The 18,404-nt window shown below is 38.0% G+C and carries 15 protein-coding genes and 1 rRNA gene; 2 read left to right on the forward strand and 14 right to left on the reverse strand.

Annotated features, from left to right (window positions below; genetic code table 11):
- Nucleotides 1-80, reverse strand: a 16S ribosomal RNA gene (locus N0O92_RS18680); the annotation flags it as partial.
- 323 nt (nt 81-403) lie between these two features.
- Nucleotides 404-625 carry a hypothetical protein gene (locus N0O92_RS18685; protein WP_315616180.1) on the reverse strand — a complete coding sequence of 74 codons (222 nt, stop codon included), beginning with the start codon at nt 623-625 and terminating at the stop codon, nt 404-406.
- Nucleotides 626-795: 170 nt separating this feature from the next.
- On the opposite strand from N0O92_RS18685, the gene pdaB reads away from it, so the two are divergent.
- Complete coding sequence (pdaB, locus tag N0O92_RS18690; protein WP_315616181.1) at nt 796-1,557, forward strand: polysaccharide deacetylase family sporulation protein PdaB; 762 nt, start codon at nt 796-798, stop codon at nt 1,555-1,557.
- A gap of 56 nt (nt 1,558-1,613) precedes the next feature.
- Here the strand turns inward: pdaB and N0O92_RS18695 are convergent, their stop codons facing one another.
- Complete coding sequence (locus N0O92_RS18695; RefSeq protein WP_315616182.1) at nt 1,614-2,207, reverse strand: KinB-signaling pathway activation protein; 594 nt, start codon at nt 2,205-2,207, stop codon at nt 1,614-1,616.
- Nucleotides 2,208-2,351: 144 nt separating this feature from the next.
- Between N0O92_RS18695 and gerD the strand changes: the two genes are divergently transcribed.
- A complete protein-coding gene (gerD, locus tag N0O92_RS18700) occupies nt 2,352-2,990 on the forward strand; it encodes a spore germination lipoprotein GerD (protein ID WP_315616183.1) in 639 nt (212 codons plus the stop codon).
- 69 nt (nt 2,991-3,059) lie between these two features.
- Here gerD and N0O92_RS18705 read toward each other — a convergent pair whose 3' ends face one another.
- The 11 genes from N0O92_RS18705 to N0O92_RS18755 form a co-directional block, all read right to left on the reverse strand.
- Nucleotides 3,060-4,115, reverse strand: coding sequence for an Mrp/NBP35 family ATP-binding protein (locus N0O92_RS18705; protein WP_315616184.1), 1,056 nt, complete (start codon nt 4,113-4,115; stop codon nt 3,060-3,062).
- A gap of 80 nt (nt 4,116-4,195) precedes the next feature.
- Nucleotides 4,196-4,915, reverse strand: coding sequence for an N-acetylmuramoyl-L-alanine amidase CwlD (gene cwlD, locus N0O92_RS18710; protein WP_315616240.1), 720 nt, complete (start codon nt 4,913-4,915; stop codon nt 4,196-4,198).
- A gap of 116 nt (nt 4,916-5,031) precedes the next feature.
- The gene (locus tag N0O92_RS18715; protein WP_315616185.1) at nt 5,032-5,466 is read right to left on the reverse strand and encodes a YbaK family protein; all 435 of its coding nucleotides are present in this window, start codon (nt 5,464-5,466) and stop codon (nt 5,032-5,034) included.
- A gap of 124 nt (nt 5,467-5,590) precedes the next feature.
- Nucleotides 5,591-6,016 carry an ASCH domain-containing protein gene (locus N0O92_RS18720; protein ID WP_315616186.1) on the reverse strand — a complete coding sequence of 142 codons (426 nt, stop codon included), beginning with the start codon at nt 6,014-6,016 and terminating at the stop codon, nt 5,591-5,593.
- Between the two features lie 243 nt (nt 6,017-6,259).
- Nucleotides 6,260-8,446 (reverse strand): alpha-galactosidase, encoded by a 2,187-nt coding sequence (locus N0O92_RS18725; protein ID WP_315616187.1) that lies wholly within the window; start codon nt 8,444-8,446, stop codon nt 6,260-6,262.
- A gap of 69 nt (nt 8,447-8,515) precedes the next feature.
- Nucleotides 8,516-11,572 (reverse strand): beta-galactosidase, LacZ type, encoded by a 3,057-nt coding sequence (gene lacZ / locus N0O92_RS18730; protein ID WP_315616188.1) that lies wholly within the window; start codon nt 11,570-11,572, stop codon nt 8,516-8,518.
- A gap of 32 nt (nt 11,573-11,604) precedes the next feature.
- Nucleotides 11,605-12,432 (reverse strand): carbohydrate ABC transporter permease, encoded by an 828-nt coding sequence (locus N0O92_RS18735; protein ID WP_315616189.1) that lies wholly within the window; start codon nt 12,430-12,432, stop codon nt 11,605-11,607.
- Nucleotides 12,425-13,306, reverse strand: coding sequence for a carbohydrate ABC transporter permease (locus N0O92_RS18740; RefSeq protein WP_315616241.1), 882 nt, complete (start codon nt 13,304-13,306; stop codon nt 12,425-12,427). Before N0O92_RS18740 ends, N0O92_RS18735 begins: the two co-directional genes overlap by 8 nt.
- Before the next feature lie 266 nt (nt 13,307-13,572).
- Nucleotides 13,573-14,889 (reverse strand): ABC transporter substrate-binding protein, encoded by a 1,317-nt coding sequence (locus N0O92_RS18745; RefSeq protein ID WP_315616190.1) that lies wholly within the window; start codon nt 14,887-14,889, stop codon nt 13,573-13,575.
- A 169-nt stretch (nt 14,890-15,058) separates the two neighbouring features.
- Entirely contained in the window at nt 15,059-16,813 is a 1,755-nt protein-coding gene (locus N0O92_RS18750; protein ID WP_315616191.1) for a sensor histidine kinase, read from the reverse strand.
- 9 nt (nt 16,814-16,822) lie between these two features.
- Nucleotides 16,823-18,361 (reverse strand): response regulator transcription factor, encoded by a 1,539-nt coding sequence (locus N0O92_RS18755; RefSeq protein ID WP_315616192.1) that lies wholly within the window; start codon nt 18,359-18,361, stop codon nt 16,823-16,825.
- Nucleotides 18,362-18,404 lie beyond the last annotated feature (43 nt).

An 18,404-nucleotide genomic window follows, 5' to 3' on the forward strand; every position in this document is an offset into this window, starting at 1 on the left:
TCTTAATCAGTCCGCTCGACTTGCATGTATTAGGCACGCCGCCAGCGTTCGTCCTGAGCCAGGATCAAACTCTCCATAAAAATGGTAAGCTGATTAGCTCAAAATGTATCGCTAACGATACTTCATCATTTTTAATAAAATGATGAGAAAAAATTGACGAGATATCATGTATCTCTTTTCGCTTGGCTTTTGTTCAGTTTTCAAAGAACTCATTAATCGCATTTGCGACTTGTTTTACTTTACCACATGTTGCAATCGGGGTCAAGCCCTCAATTAACAACTATCTTTGCGGCAAGGAATAATATATCACCTTTCTTAGGCGAAAGTCAACTTGAAAATGATTTTTTTACGATTCTTTTTTTATTCCTATTGTTTCTACCCTTCATGCAAAGCAACACACAAATTATTGTGTGTTGCGCTTGTTCAATACATATTTCATTGTTTCCTTAGGAGGTACAAATCTTTTATAGATTTTAAATACAATTTGATATTTTTCTTCCATAGCATGTTTCACTACGTCATCAATTCTCGGATCAGACAAATCTAATAATAGTTCTTCCATTTCTCTCTTTAACATGTACTCGACTTCTTGTACCTCTTTTTCATTTAAGATAACCCCTAACACACAAACCACCTCGACTATTGTGACTAACAACTATAAAAAACTTACTAAGATTCAAATCTCGTTCTCCTCTTAAAACTCCTTTAAATTGTTTTCAATTTGTTCCAATTTTATTCATAACTTCTAACTTTCCACCATAGATTGGTCATAACAATGGACAAGGAGGGTAAGCAATGAATTTCTTTTGGATTTTTCATGCCAAACGAATTAAGCAATTATCACTCATTATCATCGCGGCTTTTTTCACCGCTGGTTTGCTTTATGTAGAACGCTCCCAAATAGCGGTCTTCTCTACCCCAGATGGACCACAAGCTTTTTATAAAGCTGAAACAGACGATAAGCAAATTGCATTAACGTTTAATCTTAGTTGGGGAGAAAATCGCATAGGTCCGATTTTAGACATTCTAGACCAAAAAGAAGTAGATCATGCAAACTTTTTTGTTTCGGCTTCTTGGGCTGAACGATACCCTGATGTTGTAGCTGAGATTAAAGAACGTGGTCATTCGATTGGAAGTCATGGCTATCAATACAAAGACTACACAGACTGGGAAGATGAGAAAATAAGAAAAGATTTAAATCAAAGCAGTCAAATTTTGTCTGAGCTTACTGGGGACAAACCAACACTTTTGCGTCCACCAAACGGTTCATTTGACAAGCGCATTCTTGAACTAGCAGACAAGCAAGGATATAGCGTTATACACTGGAGCATAAATTCTAAAGATTATCAAAATCCTGGGGTCGACGCGATTGTAAATGCGGTTGTTCCTGAAACTACTTCAGGTGATGTTATTTTGTTTCACGCGTCTGATTCAGTGAAACAGACACATAAAGCTCTACCTATCATCATAGATCAATTACGAGGAAAAGGTTTTACCTTCACATCCGTTGAAGATTTAATGGCAAGCACTAAGTCAGATAATCAAGAAATCAAGTAACAAAAAAGAGGGAGCTCTATGATTACATAGAGCTCCCTCTTTCTTTGACCCTCATTCTACTTACTTTCTGTCCGTGTCAAACGATGTAGAATTAACAATTGCCATGTATTAGCTACAATTAAAGGCGTAAAGTAAAGCCATAACCATTTAGGTTCATTAACTGTCAATGCAGGAACCCACTCAATTGTTGTCACCACAACTATAAAGAAAAGAGCTGGTATGAATGCACCTGGATTAGTATCTTTCGCTTTTAAATACGCAATAAGCAAACCATAGACCAATAACAAAATCGGCATAATGCTATAGTGGAAAATTGTTTCACCAGGTTCAGCAAATGCAATATACCTGAAGTAGATTAAATCAAAAACGACAAAGGCAATTAATATAATTTGTACATAATTCCAAAGTTTTTGTGATTTAAATAAAGCAAGTCCAAATCTATGGAGAGTTAGATAAGCAAAGAAACCCATTTGACTAATTAAACTAAATGCTGCACAAATACCGAGCAACCAAATCAACCCAAAAAGAAAATTCAGAAACGATCCAGCTGTATATACATCAAATTCCAATATTAATCCAACAATCGCACCACTAATACTACCAATAACAAGAGTGGATAAAAATAAGTAAACAACTTTTCGACTGTTCACAGACAAATCCTCCAATATTCAATTATGCTTCCATGATTGTAACAATCTCCTTAAAAAATTGCTAGAACTTCTCACATTGTTATGAATAAATCAACGACAAATATCTCAAATTAATGACAAAATGACCGAAAGGAGCCGCACAGCATGAAGAAAATCACTTATGTATTGATTGTTAGTTTCATCAGCATCATTCTTGCTAGTTGTGCCGCGGCTGAAAATGGCGGAGGAAACAGCAGTCCTGACTACGAAAGCACAAAAAAAATGATGGTGGATATGCTTCAGACAGATGAAGGAAAACAAGCCATCCAAGAAGTCATGAGTGATGAGGAGTTAAAGGGAGAAATCGTGATGGACAATGCTTTTGTCCGCGAGACAATCCAACAAACTTTGACATCAGAAGCAGGAAGACAATTTTGGCAAGATGTTATGCAAGACCCTGAATTTGCCCAAACATTCGCCGAAAGCATGCAAGCAGAAAATGAAAAACTTTTAAAGAGTTTAATGAAGGATCCTGAATACCAGGCCATGATGATTACCGTTTTACAAGATCCTGAAATGGAAGATGCCTTTTTAGAAACGATGAAGTCAAAAGAATATCGCACACAAGTAATGGCCATTATGTCAGAGTCTTTTGAAAGTCCTTACTTTGTAGCAAAAATAAACGAGATTCTTACAAGAGTGGCTGAGCAACAAATGGAAAAGCAAGACCAACAGCAAGGCGGCGGCGGTGGCGAAAGTGGACAAGGTGGCCAAGAAGGCGGTGGTGGCGGAGGCGGGAGTTAACCTCTCCTTCGTCAAATCCTGACTTATCTTTGCTACTAAAAATCAACAAAAAAAGCCCAATGGGCTTTTTTATTTGCTTGTTTTGTCGATAATTTTTTTAGAAATTTGTTCGTATATTTGTCCGATTGGATGATCAGCAGCATAGACAGAAGGGGCAAAATCATCTTTGTTAACCTCGGGTTGTCCTAGTGGTATTTGTCCTAGTAGATCTGTTTTTAATTCTTCTGTTAAACGCTCTCCCCCACCCGTTCCAAACACATATTCTTTTTCTCCTGTTACACGGCTCTCAAAATAAGCCATGTTTTCTACGACACCAAGAATTTCATGGTGAGTTTTGATTGCCATCGTTCCCGCCCTTGCAGCAACAAACGCTGCCGTAGCATGTGGTGTCGTTACAAGGATTTCTTTCGAGTGAGGTAACATCGTATGTAAGTCTAACGCAACATCGCCTGTTCCTGGTGGCAAATCAAGTACTAAGTAATCTAAGTCTCCCCATTCTACTTCGGTGAAAAACTGGTTCAGCATTTTGCCAAGCATCGGTCCTCTCCAAATGACAGGAGCATTATCTTCAACAAAGAAACCCATAGAAATGACTTTCACTCCAAAGCGCTCAACAGGATAAATTCGATCAGCAATTACCTTTGGACGCTCTTCAATCCCCATCATGTCCGGGACACTAAAACCGTAAATGTCCGCATCTATGATCCCTACTTTTTTCCCTAACCTAGCAAGAGTGGTCGCTAAGTTAACGGATACCGTGGACTTTCCTACCCCACCTTTTCCACTCGTAACTGCTACAAATGTCGTTTTGCTATTTGGTGCTAAAATTTGAGGACCTAAAAAAGCAGGCTCACTTACACCGCCTAACTTTTGAAGCTCCTCTTCTGATAGTTCTTCAAATCTAAGACCTACTGAAGTCGCTCCCTCACCTTTGACAACATTGACGATCTCTTGCTGCACTTCTAATTGTTCGGCTGTTCCCGTTTTTGCTAACGCAATTTTTAAACTAACATTGCCATCTTTCACTTTTATTTCACGGACGCCACCCGTTTCAACAAGATTTTGATTCAGGTCTCGATCTTTTACTCGTTTTAATGCTTCGATGACTACAGCTTCTGTTACCAATACGGACACCTTCCTTTTTCCATTTATACCATTAGTATAACATAGGAAGAATACGGAACGTGAATCCAGTTACATTCGCCCTAGTCCTGAACCTGAACTTCTTCATCCGTATAATAACGCAAAATGCCTTGATAAATGGATGCGGCTACTTTCTGTTGATATTCTTCTGTGTTTAGCAATTCTGCTTCAGTAGGATTTGATAAAAAGCCAGCCTCTATTAGTACTCCAGGAATTGATGCTTGTTTAATCAAATAGACATTATTAATAGGCTTTGCTTGTCTCGTTGTATTTTCTAAGTTTCTTGTGACTTCAGCTTGAACGAGTTTGGCTAGACGTTCATTCTCAGGAAGGGTTCGATTGTAAAACGTTTGGGCCCCACTCCACCTCGGAGAAGGAATCGCGTTTAGATGTAAGCTAACAAACATATCCGCATCCGAACCGTTCACAATTTCAGCCCGACGTCGTAAATCTTCATTTTTACGTTGTCTCACTTTTTTTGTATCTGCATTGGCTAAATCATGGTCATCCTCTCTTGTCATGAGAACGAGCGCTCCTGCTTCTTGTAAATAATCTCTAAGCTGCTCACTGATTAATAAGGTTACATCTTTTTCAAGAATTCCACTTTTGGAGACGGCACCACCGTCAATTCCCCCATGTCCTGGATCCACTACAATAATTTTACCTGATAACGGCAAATTCCATGTTGACCAAGAACTATTGCTTACAAATTGATATTGAATAATAAATAGCAAACATACAACCCCTAATGCAAAGGCACAACCTTTTACCCACTTTATCAAATTCACTACCATCCCTCCTCGTCCATTTATATATATTGGGACAAGGTGGATAATATGAAAAAGGAATACAAAAAAGGAGTGATTTCTCCTATTTTGTATTCCTCTACCTATATAAATTAATGCAATCGTAATCGATATCTTTTTTCACCTTCAGTGAATCCTTTCGTCCACCATTGATCAACAAATGCTTCGGTTGCAATCTGTAATGAATCAAGTACATAGTCTGAATCCAGCAACCACCCTTGTACTAAGTTAAAAATACAATGGGTAATCTCTGTTAGCTCATCATCACATCTTCGCTTTACTTCTGAAATCGATTCTCCTAAATACCCGAACTTTCCATACTCTGCTCCTAATAAGTACGCATCAATTGCCATATCCATACATGGGTCTAATAAAAAAGGGTGGGAAAGAAAATGAAAAGGAACAACAGGTTTGAAATGTTCTTGCACGTTTGCTTTGAGTTTCTTCAACGAAAGGCTTCTAAGGACGCTTCGTTCAAATTTCCATTGTTTTTCCCTACGCTTTTCAGATAGCAACGTTACTGTCATGCTACTCCACTCCTTTCCTTTCATTTCTTTTTTTTAGTATGAGGAGTGGAAACATCGTGCATGCAGTGGAAATATTGTTGATTTTGTCCAACTGATTCACAAATCAAAATTCCGATCCAACTTCCTACACATCATACTCCCATAACCCGAGTTGTCCCTTAGCTGGAATAAACGAATTGAGTGATTGCATATTTCGTACAACCCAGACATAACCACCTATCTTATAGTCTCCTAAGAAAAAGTCATTTCCAGAAACACGTCGGCCATCTTCTAAAAGGGCAGAGGTTTCATTACTTTCTGTAACTTGTAAGCAATGTTCCAGATAGCATGTTGCAATAATCTTTCCTGTAGGTAAGCTATCTGTTACGTATCCGTGTTTTTTTAGCAAAGCTTGAACGGCATGATGACGGCAAACGGCTTTATCTATCTTTTTGCTCGTATGAATGGCTAATGGTCCACGATAGTTCGTTTTCCATGACCTTGTTTCATATTGCGCTTCTCGAAGTACAAAAAGGCTTGCCCAAGGTTGAATCATTGATAAGACTTTCATACACAACCTCCAAAAAAAATGGTCTGTTATAGAATGTCCTTTTACCAGCAAGAGCAACCAACATCGCAACATGATCCCTTCAACAAAAAGGACCCCCATCAAAGGATGAGAGCCTTCCAAACATCGTATTAGCGTTGTTGAAACAGAATCTGCTTTAAGGTCGTAATTATTTGTCTTTTGAATTTCATATTAAATATGAAGGAACTGGAAAAATCATTTCAGATCTTTTTCTTATCCAGATCACTATTCTGCCTTTAAATGCCACATAATACTTTTAAAGTCACCATTCATTAACGGGATATTCAAGCCAACATTCATTAATTCATCACCATAAAAGCTTTTTCCGATTGCTTCAATATGATATTTCACATCAGGATTCAACCCTTTTAAACAGACCTTGATAAACGCATCACTTGGTTCTGCTAAAACTTTTACATACGTTAAGACAGCGTCTAATTGATCATCACTAACAAACATCCAAGCCGCATGATTCGATTCAAAAGGATTAAACAAACGATAAAATTCACCAAATTGAACGATTGGTCTGATTTGTTTATAAAACTCGACTTGTTCAGAGACAATGTTTTTTTCTTCTGCAGACATTTCCGTCACATCTAACTCATAACCAAAGTTTCCAGACATGGCAACATGTCCTCGGACATCAAGTGAAGTGATACGATCGACTTGATGGTTTGGCACTGCAGACACGTGTGCCCCCATTGAACTTGTTGGATACACTAAGCTTGTACCATACTGAATTTTCAGCCTGGAAATCGCATCAGTATTATCACTCGTCCACGTTTGTGGCATGTAATAAAGGATACCTGGATCAAATCGTCCACCACCACCAGAACAACTCTCAAACAAAATATGTGGAAACCTAGACGTAATTTCATCCATTACTCGATACAAACCTAACATATAACGATGCGCTGTCTCTCTTTGGCGTTCAGGTGGCAGTGCAGCTGATCCAACCTCCGACATATGACGGTTCATATCCCATTTCACATACGTAATAGGGGCACTTTCAAGAATGGCTGACACCCGAGAGATCATTTCATCACACACGTCTTTACGCGAAAAGTCTAAAATAAGCTGCTGTCTGCTTTCTGAGCGCCTTCTATTTGGAACATGGATGCACCAGTCCGGATGCTCGCGATACAATTCACTGTCAACGGAAATCATTTCTGGCTCAAACCATAACCCAAACTCCATTCCTGTATCTCGAATTTCGTTAGCTAATGGCTCTAACCCGTTAGGAAGTTTCTTTTTATCAATAAACCAATCTCCTAGTGACGTTGTGTCGTTGTCTCGTTTTCCAAACCAACCGTCATCTAATACAAACAATTCCATACCAAGGTTTTTCCCCAAAAGCGCAATCTCGCGGATCTTTTCCTCATTAAAATTAAAATACGTCGCTTCCCAATTGTTAATAAGAATCGGACGTAGTTTATCACGGAACTCCCCGCGGCATAAACGCGTACGATACAAGCGGTGGTACGTATGAGACATCGCACCTAATCCATTTGCTGAATAGACCATTACAACCTCAGGTGCTTGAAACTCGGATCCAGGTTCTAACAACCACGAAAAGTCGAATGGATTAATTCCCATCGTTGCCCGAGAATAGCCAAACTGATCGACCTCAACTGAGCTCAAGAAGTTTCCACTGTAGACAAAACTAAACGCAAAAACTTCGCCATATTCTTCATTTGTATTTTTTGAAACAAGGGCCATAAATGGATTTTGCTGATGACTACTTGCCCCGCGGCGACTTTCCACTGATTGCATACCAGGACGCAACTCCGTTCTTGCTACATAACGCTCTCTTCCCCATGCGCCCGGCAAACTAATTAAATCAAAATCAGACTGGCGAAAATCAACATTTGCGCTTGAAACCTTTAAAAGTTTCAAGTTCGATTCGCCTTCATTGACAAACCGAACCGATCTCGTAATTGCATCGAAGTTTTCAAATACGGTGTAACTTAAAATAACGATTAAGTTGATCAGGTCATCCTTTAAGGTTATTTCAATTGTTTCTGCCTCATTCTCATGCTCTACATAAGTTGCAGGCAACCCTTCTAACCCTTGTTTCCCCTTAAAGATTGTATGAGATACGTAGCGTAAATCCGTTACAGTCGAACCGTTTTCTAATTGAACTTGAAACGCTGGATTGCGGTAATCAGAATGACCAAAAGAAGGATATTCTTGAGGTAATGTATCTAGTGAAAACGTACGATCTTCCGCTTCTGGATTGGCAGAAAATGAACGATCCGTAAACCGTAGTTCATTTGAATGATGATACGCATTTACCTTTTTACCCCAATATAAATGCGCTAAATAGCCATCTCGTACTATCTGGAAAATATAGCTTGTATTTTTTGCAGTTAAATGAAAGGTTTGAGTCGTTTGATCAAATTGAATAGACATAGCGATCCTCCTACGATTATAAAAACAGTTCGTGTGTCAAAAGGACCTAGAGACCTTTTGACACACTCCTTACATACGGTCAATAGTAAATTCAAATGTTAACGCGCCATTTGCTTTTATGAGATGCTCGTTATGAACAGGCGCACCCCAACTATCATCTCCACCGACACCCATCTGTTTCCCAGAAATAGTCAGTACCGTATAATGAATATTTGGTAATTCATAATGATGATTTGCATGTTCTAATTCAAAAGCAGTGTAAGGAGAAGCATTACATTCTAGTGGCTTACCTTCAGCTTTAATTTTCAACCCGCGGCCAAGTGAATTCGTTACTTCTAAGCTTCTTACCCCCGTTCGATTCCCTGACTCTTGAGGCATCACATACGGAGACACGTTATCTAAAACCGTATTTTCAAAGATACCAAGACGCGCCCCTTTTGCACGATCTGAGTAGTTCTCATCAGGCCCCATTGCATACCACTTTAGGTTTTCGTAATCAGCTGGAACTTTCATCGATAACGCAAAGATTGGCAGTTGCGGGAGGTTTGCTGCTCCATGATACGTTGATGTAACACGGATTTGCCCACCTAACAACACCTCATATGATGTCGTAACTGAAACCTCTTCCGAGATAGAGAATTTATAAGTAAACGTAACGGTCACACTATGCTCTTTCTCTTCTAACTCAACAGCTGTACATTGACGAGCAAGACTTGCTGCATACCACATACCCGAATGAAATGCTTGACCAAATCCTTTATCGTTATCGGTTGTCGCCCTCCAGAATAATGGCATAGGAGGAACAGAAATCATTTCCCGACCTTCATAATTTATCGAGACAAGTGTTCCAGCTTGTTTTGAAAATAAGATGCTAAAGTCTTGACCATGAACGCCAATATTCACATCACCTTCAACCAGTTTCAGCTTTTTAGTACGTGAATTTAGTTGAATCTTGCTTGTCTCGATTTCTTCTTTAAAAATATACTGACCAAATGCAATCTCATGACCAACTTTCGCCCATCGTTCGTCTTCCACTAACACGAGTCGAGCGTGAATCGCATATTCACCCGCACCATGTTCTGCAAACAAATCTTCAGGTAATGAAAACTCAAATCTTCCTTCTTCACCAGGAGCAACTGCAACTACATGTTGCTCACTTTGATAAACAATAGTGCCCTGATAAAGCACATCATACTCAAGGGCATATCGACTCGTATCAACAAATAAATTTTGATTTAAAACGGTAACCCCTGACTTATCTACTTGCAACTTTACATTTTGATAAAGGTATTTGACTTCCTGCATTTTTGGAGAGATTTGTCGATCGGCCGTCACAATTCCGTTCGTACAGAAGAAATAATCCGTTGGACGATCTTCAAAATCTCCACCATAGGCTAAATGCGTTACCCCATAACGATCTTTTTTTACTAACGATTGGTCAATATAATCCCAAATGAAGCCACCTTGATACAACGGATACGCTTGTTCTAAATCCGTATATTTGTACATCCCGCCAACAGAGTTCCCCATCGCATGCATATACTCGCAGCTAATGTAGGGCTTTTGTGGATTTCCTTCAAGATACTCAATAATATCTTGCGGTTTTGCATACATGCGACTTTCCATATCACTTGTCGCTTCATAGGTGCGGTCATAGAACACACCTTCATAATGAACAAGACGCCCTGGGTCTTTTTCCTTAAAATATTGACTACATTTCAAAATAACTTCCCCAGCATACGATTCATTTCCACATGACCAAATTAAAATGGAAGGATGATTTTTATCACGTTCATACATAGAAATAGCTCGGTCCATGACAATATCTTGCCATTCTGGAAGGTTACCTGGAATATTCCATGACGGCTCAACAGCCCCCATCTTCTGCCATGAACCGTGAGTTTCAAGATTCATCTCATCAATCACATACACTCCGTAACGATCGCATAACTCATACCAATAGCTTTGGTTTGGATAATGTGAGGTACGAACAGCGTTCATGTTATTTTGCTTAAGGGTTTTAATATCCCATAGCATATCTTCTTTCGTTACGACTCGTCCGTTACGACAATTAAATTCGTGGCGGTTGACCCCTTTAAACACAATTCGTTTGCCGTTTAAGCACATCACCTTATCAATCATCTCAAACTTACGAAAGCCTATAGACTGTGGAATACATTCTACTAAAGTACCATCCTCTTTGTAGACATGAATATACAATTCATAGAGATACGGGTCTTCTGCACTCCAAAGGTTTGGTTTCTCTACTTTTTCAGAAAGAGTCCATTTCTTATCTCCCGTTTGCACAGCTGTTCCTTCAAGGAGCAATTCACCTTTGTTATCATAAAGTTCACCAACAATCGAGGTACCCGTAGGAATGTCAGATACGCTTGTAAACTCTCCTTGCAATACGGCATGTTCATAGCGATCATCTAACTCTGTTCGAATGTCGACATCATACAAATGAATGTCTGGAACCGTATACAAATACACGTCTCTAAAAATTCCTGAAAAACGCCAGAAATCTTGATCTTCTAACCAGCTACCCGTACTTCTTTGGTACACCTCTACAGATAGCTTGTTTTCCCCCTCTTGTAAATAAGGAGTTAGGTCAAATTCTGCAGGTGTAAAGCTATCTTCGCTATAACCAACAAACTCACCATTTAGCCAGAGATAAAACGCTGATTCGACTCCTTGAAATGAAATATACACTGGCTTATCTTTAAAGTTTTCTGGAGCTTGAAAATACTTCACGTAACTTCCGACTGGATTGTCATCAGCAGGTACCTCTGGCGGACGAAGATGATGATGCCCATCCCAAGGGTACATGGTATTTGCATATTGAGGCTTCCCATACCCTTGTAATTGAATATGTCCCGGTACCGTAATATCGTCCCAACTTCCACATTCATATTCTAGTTTGTAAAAGTCTTGCGGACGTGTAGCCGGATTAATCGCATAGTGAAACTTCCAATTCCCATTTAAATCATGGCGTAATGCCATTGTTTTTCTTTTTTGTGCTTCTTTCACCGTTTCATAGTATGTGTGATCTGAATGTGCCGGCAAACGATTGACAGCAAACACACTCGTATCAGAAAGCCAAGCTAATTTGGGTGTAACAGTCATAATCCTCTTCCTCTCTCAATGTATTGCGTTATTTATCCTTTTACAGACCCCATCATTCCTGCAACAAAGTGTCTTTGCATTAAGAAGAATACGAGCGCTGTTGGTAGCGTTGCAATCACGATTGCTAGCATAATCATGCCGTAATCTGGAGTATAACTTGATCCTAGATTCGAAATTAATAATGGAATCGTTTGATTTTCAGGCGACTGTAAGATTACGAGTGGCCATAAGTAATTGTTCCAACTTGCCATAAACGTAATAATGGCAGCTGCAGAGTAGGTTGTTTTCATCGTAGGAATATAAATTCTAAAGAACACACCAAGTTCCGTTAACCCATCAATTCTACCCGCTTCTAGCATTTCCTTAGGAAACATCTTCGTCGATTGCCTAAAGAAAAAGATGAGAAATGCGGTCGTCATTGTTGGTAAAATAACAGCTGGGATCGTATCCACTCCGACAAATGGAACATATTGTGAAAAAGAACCAAACATACGGAATAACGGAACCATCAATGCCGCAAATGGAATCATCATCGATAATAGTAAGATGTTAAACACGACATCCTTCGCTTTACTACGGAAAATTTCAAAACCATATCCAGCAAGAGATGCAATAAGCAACGACAATACGGTTGTAATGATAGATATTTTAGCTGAATTCATTAGAGCGGGAACAAGATTCACCGTCTCAATAAGATTTTGAAAGTTCTCCCATAAATGAGTTCCTGGAAGTAAACGTCCTCGCGTCACATCTACTGATTTATTCGTGGCACTAACAATCATCCAAAAGAATGGAAAAATAGAAACGATAGAAATAATTGATAATATAAGATAAATGAGAGATCGTTTTAGCCTATGCATTTTTATCACCTGCCGCTTTAAACTGTAAGATTGAGAAGAATACGATCAATACCACGATTGCATAAGAGACTGTCGCGGCATAACCGAAATCAGGCGTATATTTAAACGATAAATTATAGATGTATTGCGATATCGTTAATGTCGAGTTTCCTGGGCCTCCACCGGTTATATTCATAACTTCATCAAATAATTGCAATGTCCCGATTGTTGATGTGATTGACGTAAACAAGATAATTGGCTTTAACATCGGAATCGTAATGATAAAGAATCGTTGAATGGCATTAGCACCATCAATTTTGGCCGCTTCATAAATTGAGTTATCTATATTTTGAAGAGCAGATAGATAGAAAATCATGTTATATCCAGTCCATCTCCATGTAATAGCAATAATAATCGTAACCTTAGCCCAGAAAGGGTCAGTCAACCACTGGACAGGTTGTGACACAATGGCCATGTTCATCAACATCACATTAATTAATCCATCTGTGCCAAACAAGTATTTAAAAATAACAGAATACGCTACAAGAGACGTTACACAAGGTAAAAAGATCGCTGTACGAAACCAACCTTTTCCCATGAGCTTCTTATCGTTTAATAAAACAGATATTAATAATGCTAGAAAAATCATGACTGGTACTTGAATGATTAAATAAATAACCGTATTTTTTACAGCCGTAATGAAAGTAGGATCATTAAACAAACGAAGATAATTATCAAACCCTACATATTCAAGGTTTCGTCCGGTTCCTGACTGGAACGATAAAAGTAAGGCAGATGCCATTGGATAGAAATAAAATACAGATATTAATACAACAGAAAGTAGAACAAAAGACCAACCGATTAATCCATTTTTAAAACGTAAATTTCTCCCCAAATTCTTTGGTCTCTTTTTCTGAGGGGGAGATTCTTGCGGGATTGATTTTGCTGTTTCCACCTGAAGTCACTCCTTTATTGAAGCCCTAAGTCTTGTTTTTTATAAGTAGCTTGGTTGGACTAGCTTTTTCTTTCAAGTGAGTTGCTTGTTCGAATTGATTGAAAAAAGCTTAGAAATCTCGCCTGCAGCCGGTCCTTCAAAAGGATTTTTGGCGAAGCCGGCGAGTTTCCAAGCTCCTCACTCAAACTATTCCTATTTACTTGTCATTATCTAATTTGGTTTTCTGCTTGAGTCTGAGCATCAACTAACGCTTGATCAACATCTTTGCCATTAAGGTAATTTTGCATTTCAACAACAAGAATATCCTCTATCGCATAAGTGTGAAGACCAAAGTTCACTTGTGGAATTTCTTCTGACCATTGAGAAAAATCAGCATAAATTGTTTGTCCGCCAAAGAACTCATCTTCTACTTGATAAGCATCACCTTCAGAAGCTGGTAAATACGTTCCCATTGCACCAATCTCAGTAATAAACTGCTGATATAACTCAGTGCTTGAACCAAATGTATTCACTAAGAAATCCGTTGCTTCTTCTTTGCCGTCGATATCAAGAACATACCAAGAGCTTCCACCTAGGTTCGTAGCATTCACAGAATCCGGGAATCCTGGTAGACTTGGAAATGGTACAACAGCCCAGTCACCTGATTGAGACTCTTCTGCTTTAATAGATGGTGTAATCCAGTTACCAGTAGGAACAGATGCTACCTCTCCATTGTTGAAACCTGCTAAGAATTGACTCCAGTCTGAAATTGGTTTTGCTAAATCTTCCGTAATAAGTGTCTTAAATACTTCAAATCCTGCTTTGATTGCTTCATTATCAGCGATATTTGGTGTTGATCCATCTTCCTCTACATACCAAGCACCTGCTGTTTGGATCATCATTCTTACAAGACCAAGATCGTTCGGATCAAGTGTTAACATATGTTTTCCTGTTGCTTCTTTTACATCTTTCGCAATCTCAATAAATTGGTTCCAATCAATATCTTGCATATCCTCTACAGAATGACCTGCTTCTTCTAAATAATCAGCTCTCACATATAACCCCACTACCCCTGTATCAAATGGTAGTCCAAAATTTTCCCCGTCAAGACTTGTTGGTGCAATTTTATATGGTGCAAAATCATCCGTATTATAAGCACCTGTTAAAGGATGGAATGAGTCTGGATACGCTTGCAAAAAGCTTTGCGCACGATAATCTTCTATTAGAACAATGTTCGGTAATCCACTTGTTGAACCAGAACTTAAACTCGTATTCAACTTTTGAATAATATCATCTTGTGCAAATTCGTTAATGTTAATTTCAAGATCTGGATTTTCAGCAGCGTACACTTCTTTTGCTAAATCCATTGCTTTAATGTTAAAATTCGGGTCCCAAGCCCAAATTGTAATCGCCTCGCTACTAGTTCCTGAACCATTTTCGCTACTATCATCATTTGTATCATTTGTCGTTGTTGAGTTTCCTCCTGAACAAGCTGCTAGTAGCATCGTAATGAGTAAAAATAAAACACCAATCATTTTTTTCATCTTTCTAGTCCCCCTTCGCTCTTTGAAAGCGTTTTCTAACTTACAATTTCATATTATCACCTGCATGCTTTTTAGAGTTAGGACTATCTTTTTATCCTTTTGTTTTATTTTCACATGTTCAGATTTACACTTTAAACAAATTAGGAATATCTTTAGATTTTTGTATTTTTTATTCTTTTGTTATCGGAAGTGTAATTCTTACCTTTGTTCCATTCCCTATCTCACTTGAAATTTCGACGCCATACATGTCACCATAAAGCAACTGAATACGTTCATGAACATTTCGAATACCAATACCAGAAAAATGTTGTGATTTTCTTTTCGTTTTTGGGAGCTTGTTATGATTTGAATTAGACATCCCATCCCCGTTATCTATTACTTCACAAATAAGCTTGTCCTCTTCTTGCCAGACCATAATGTGAATCGAACCAGCCGCTTTCTTATTAAAGCCATGGAAAAATGCATTTTCTACAAAAGGCTGTAAAATCAACTTCGGTACATAATCGTTTTTACAATCAGGTCCCACAAAATAATTTACTTTAATTCGATTGCCATACCGTTTTTGATTAATAAAAACATAGTTTTTTAAATTAGTGATTTCTTGATCTACCGTAACAATTTCATCTACATTTCCTATCGTATTTTGTAAAAGTGAAATAAGAGAATGAATCGTTTCAACTGCCTCTTCTTTACTGCCCTGTTGTACCAAAAACTTAATCGAAGTTAACGTGTTATAAAGAAAATGTGGATTGATTTGTTGTTGTAATGCTGCAAGCTCTGCGTTACGTTGTTTTTTCTGAGATAACATCACCTGTTCGACGTACTCATGGATCTCGTCTAACATCGCATTAAATGCAATACCAATTTGCCTTGTTTCATAAGCTCCACTTACCGTGACATATTGATGAAAATCATGCTTGGACGCATTCCCAATTTGTTTTACAAGGGAAGATAATGAATTCGTCAATTTCCTTGAAATAAAAAAGACAAGAATTAATGCAAGCAACACCGTTCCAATACTAAATAAAGCAATGCTTTTCTTATCAATAACAGCTGCACTAACAACGTCACGATTGATTGCATTAACGAGATACATATCAAAAAAGGGAAGGTACTCAGCTAACACCATGTGCTCCTTCCCCATTAATTCTACATTTGTATAGTCTAACGTCGATGTGGCAACATCTATCACCGCTTCTAATAACAGATCATCCTTCTGACCAATCATTTCTTCTACATTACTAGATACAATCTGACCGTTAAGATCTACAATATACACATCATTCCCTGTACTCGTAAACGTTTGATAAAACTGGCGAAAGTCTAATTCACTCATGGCAAAATGAACAGTCCCATAAATGTTTCTAGATATTCTCTCCATAAGTGCTTTCGAAGCCACAATCACCTGTCCTTGATTCGGTGCTTCATATGTTTGATACTGAAGCCAACGTGGCTCATCCCATGTATGTTTCATCACATCATGCTCTAACCAGACTTCATCAGGAAAAGGCCAATAAGATCGGTCAGAAGAAAATGTGAGCCCATTGATTCCAGTTATTAAAATTCCTGTCTCATATCGCTCAAAGTTAGACTTCACTAAATTCATCTGCGTATTCAGATGGTAATATGCACTCATTAAATCACGGTTCGTTTGCTCTTCTGATAACAGCGATCTAATCGTTCCATTTTGCTGTAAATGGTTCGCCGAATCAATAATGGCGTAATTATACCCTTCAAAATTCCCTTTTATCTGACTTAATACTTTGGCATTTGTAATGCTAAATGTATCAATAAACAATCGCTCTGACTGTCGTAACGTTGTCATTGTTATGGCAACAGAAACAGATATGATAATAATAAAAGTTAATAAAAAAAGTTTAAGAAATAAACTGTTATATTTTAATTGTTCAATAAATGTTTTCATTAGATAGTCCTACTTTAATAATTTTCTTCGATATTGACTTGGGGAATACCCCGTTGCCTTTTTAAACACTTTACAAAAGTAACTATGATCGGAATAGCCAACTTGCGCACTTATATCTGAAATCGGTACCGAACTTGTTCGCAATAGCTTAATGGCTGCATCAATTCTAATTTTATTAACATATTCGCTAAAGCCTTCTTTATTATGATTCGTAAAGTAACTAGATAAATAAGACGGGTTAAAATGAAAATACTTTGCGACTTCCGTTAACGTAAGAGGCTTCATATAATTTTCTGCAATATAGGAGAGTAACTTTTTCATATTTTGATTTTCTATCGACGGCTGTTGTTCAACTATACATCTCTTAGCTTCTTCTATAAATCCTTCTAAATCACTCAACACTTTTTTGGCAGTCTGCGCTTCATCTATCAACCGCATAGATTTATACTTTTGTTTTTCTAATTCTTTAACATCATATCCGATATTTCTAACTAATATCGTAAGAGTAAAAATCATATTGTTAAAAAGCGATTTAAACTCTTGAACATCAATTGTAAAATAGGTCGTTAACGTTTGACCGTGTTCATACAGATAATGAAAAGCAGAATCGAACCGTTCTCTTTTTAGCTCTTCTGTTACCCACTCTAAGTTAAAATGTGGGGGGGAATCCTGCTCCATCTCAAGATCACTTTGTAACGTAACAGGGGTATCTGGATAATAAAAACGATATTGATTAAGTTTTGAAAGCGACTCTCGATACACATCACCCACTTCATGAAAGTGTGAGAAAGGATCAGTCAACAAGAATCCTACTTTCGCTTGACGTTTACTACAATCCTTTAATGTTTCTACTACATGGGAATATATATTCGCTTCGACATTTAATAAAAATAGAAGTCTCTCTTTTTCTACTTTTAAAAAAGAACAAATCGTATCGTCCATCTGATCTTGAAATGCCCATTGAATTAACTCTTTTACTTCCTCTTGCACAGTAGGAACATTGGCAATATCTGCAGCTAGTAATATGAACGAGTCATAAGGAAACAACGTTCTTATTTCCTCAATATTCTCAGTAATCTCAAAACCAGATATAAGTTTGTCGACAAGTTGCTCCAATGAAGCAGGTGTCGTTCCATTTTGTTTCAAAACTTGAAAATCTGGTATTCGTTTAACTGCCGTTCGCAATACTTCCAATAAAATTTGTGCATCTAACTTCGGTTTTAAAATATAATCTACAACACCATGTTGAAAACTCGAACGTACATAATCAAACTCCCCAAAGCTACTAAGAACAATTACTTCAATATGAGGATATTTCTCTTTTACTATTTTGGTTAACTCTTCTCCGTCCATAATGGGCATGACTATATCGGTGATGAGAATATGTGGTTTCACTTCGCTGATTAACTCTAATGCCTCTTGTCCATTTGCTGCTTCACCTACAATTTGAAAGCCTTCCTCTTCCCAGTTAAAGTAATGCTTAATTCCTTGTCTAATTAACGTTTCATCATCCACAATCATCACTCTACAAGGCTCCCCAACTGTCATGGCTTTCTCCTCCTCTTACTTACCTAATCTTTTAAGACGGCGC

Source organism: Alkalihalobacillus sp. MEB130 (assembly GCF_032335535.1).
In the GTDB taxonomy this organism is placed as follows: domain Bacteria; phylum Bacillota; class Bacilli; order Bacillales; family Bacillaceae_D; genus Halalkalibacter.